Raw genomic sequence first — 1,509 nt, 5'->3', positions numbered from 1 at the left:
TGGCAAGACTTTGGTGAGCGGTAGTGTTGACAACACTATCAAACTCTGGAATGTAGAAACAGGCAAAGAAATCCACACCCTCAGGGGGCATGATAACTTTGCCACAAGCGTTAATTTTAGTCACGACGGCAGGACTTTGGTGAGCGGTAATTGGGACAACACCATCAAACTCTGGAATGTAGAAACAGGCCAAGAAATCCGTACCCTCAAGGGGCATGATAACTGGGTCAATAGCATTAATTTTAGTCCCGACGGCAAGACTTTGGTGAGCGGTAGTTATGACAACACTATCAAACTCTGGAATGTAGAAACAGGCAAGGAAATCCACACCCTCAAGGGGCATGATTGGGTTGTCAATAGCGTTAATTTTAGTCCCGACGGCAAGACTTTGGTGAGCGGTAGTAATGACAGCACCATCAAACTCTGGAATGGAAACAATGGCTGGGGTTTAGATGCTTTAATGGGGCGTAGTTGCGATTGGGTGCGGGTTTATTTGCACAATCCTAATTCTGGCGTTAGGGAGGAGGATAGGCATTTGTGTGATGGGATTTGATCCCCCCCTGCCCCCCTTAAAAAGGGGGGAGAATTTAGTATCTGGGGAAATTTATCTAAATTTCTTTAAAATTATGATAGAAGGAATCGATCAGAAAAATGATGAATGAAAACTACCCGCTACTTTGAAGAACAAGTCTTGGTCAAAAGACCCTATCTTAAGCGAGAATGGTGTCAACAGGCTATCCAGAATCCAGTTAGACGAGAAATAGAACCAAATGGACGCATTCGTCATTGGTTATACATTCCCGAATTAGGAAAATACTTGCGAGTTGTCACTCTAGATGATGGAGAAACCATTCATAACGCCTTCCCAGATCGTAACTTTAAGGAGTAAAAAATGAAATTTAGTTATTATCCTGAAACCGATTCTCTATACATTAGCCTATCAGAAAAAACAAGCACCGATTCTCAAGAAATCGCCCCTGATATTGTTTTAGATTTTGATAGCGAAGGAAAATTAGTTGGAATTGATATTGATCAAGCTAGTCAAATTGTTGATTTAACTCGTTTAGAAACTGAATCTTTCCCCCTTAATTCTGTTATTTTAGCTCAATCAAAATAGTCTATATTAGAATCAAATAGCCAAAGAGATAACCATGGCTAAAATCTCCATTTCTTTACCCGATGAACTGGTTAATTACCTAAACCAGAAAGTAGAAGATAAAAGCATTTTCATCGCCTCAATTTTACAACAATGGCGACAACAACAAGAAGCAGAAGAACTCGCCCAAGCTTTTTTAGCAGTAGATGAACTAGAATTAGGATGGACTGACGAATGGCAAACAGCAGCGATTATCGACTCGGAAGCATTATGGCTGAAGTAAAACTGAGTTCTAAACATCTAAACTCCTTAAAAAAATTTATTGAAGACGCATTAACCGAAAGACTGCAAGAACTTCAAGAAGGAATTAAGCGCACCCAAGAACGAATAACTTTTTTTGAAAATAAGTAGCT

5 protein-coding genes are annotated in these 1,509 nt (G+C 39.8%); all 5 read left to right on the top strand.

Going from position 1 to position 1,509, the window contains the following annotated elements:
- On the top strand, positions 1-553 hold a 553-nt coding region (locus MICAI_RS08030; protein WP_039899831.1), incomplete at its 5' end, for a WD40 repeat domain-containing protein.
- 105 nt (positions 554-658) lie between these two features.
- Positions 659-889: a hypothetical protein gene (locus MICAI_RS08025; protein WP_002742722.1), complete on the top strand. Its 231-nt coding sequence runs from the start codon at positions 659-661 to the stop codon at positions 887-889.
- Positions 890-892: 3 nt separating this feature from the next.
- Positions 893-1,117, top strand: a complete 225-nt coding sequence (locus tag MICAI_RS08020) for a DUF2283 domain-containing protein (protein ID WP_002742721.1) — start codon at positions 893-895, stop codon at positions 1,115-1,117.
- Positions 1,118-1,151: 34 nt separating this feature from the next.
- Positions 1,152-1,379 carry a hypothetical protein gene (locus tag MICAI_RS08015; protein WP_008200158.1) on the top strand — a complete coding sequence of 76 codons (228 nt, stop codon included), beginning with the start codon at positions 1,152-1,154 and terminating at the stop codon, positions 1,377-1,379.
- Positions 1,367-1,507 (top strand): hypothetical protein, encoded by a 141-nt coding sequence (locus tag MICAI_RS26350; RefSeq protein ID WP_008200156.1) that lies wholly within the window; start codon positions 1,367-1,369, stop codon positions 1,505-1,507. Before MICAI_RS08015 ends, MICAI_RS26350 begins: the two co-directional genes overlap by 13 nt.
- Positions 1,508-1,509: the final 2 nt, after the last annotated feature.

Source organism: Microcystis sp. T1-4 (genome assembly GCF_000297435.1).
Lineage (GTDB): Bacteria > Cyanobacteriota > Cyanobacteriia > Cyanobacteriales > Microcystaceae > Microcystis.
The sequence above is the reverse complement of the archived record's forward strand: the minus strand, read 5'-3'. Positions and strand labels throughout refer to the sequence as shown.

Coding starts and splice junctions, on each gene's coding strand:
- MICAI_RS08025 (WP_002742722.1), top strand. CDS start 659: ATGAAAACTACCCGCTACTTTGAAGAACAAGTCTTGGTCAAAAGACCC.
- MICAI_RS08020 (WP_002742721.1), top strand. CDS start 893: ATGAAATTTAGTTATTATCCTGAAACCGATTCTCTATACATTAGCCTA.
- MICAI_RS08015 (WP_008200158.1), top strand. CDS start 1,152: ATGGCTAAAATCTCCATTTCTTTACCCGATGAACTGGTTAATTACCTA.
- MICAI_RS26350 (WP_008200156.1), top strand. CDS start 1,367: ATGGCTGAAGTAAAACTGAGTTCTAAACATCTAAACTCCTTAAAAAAA.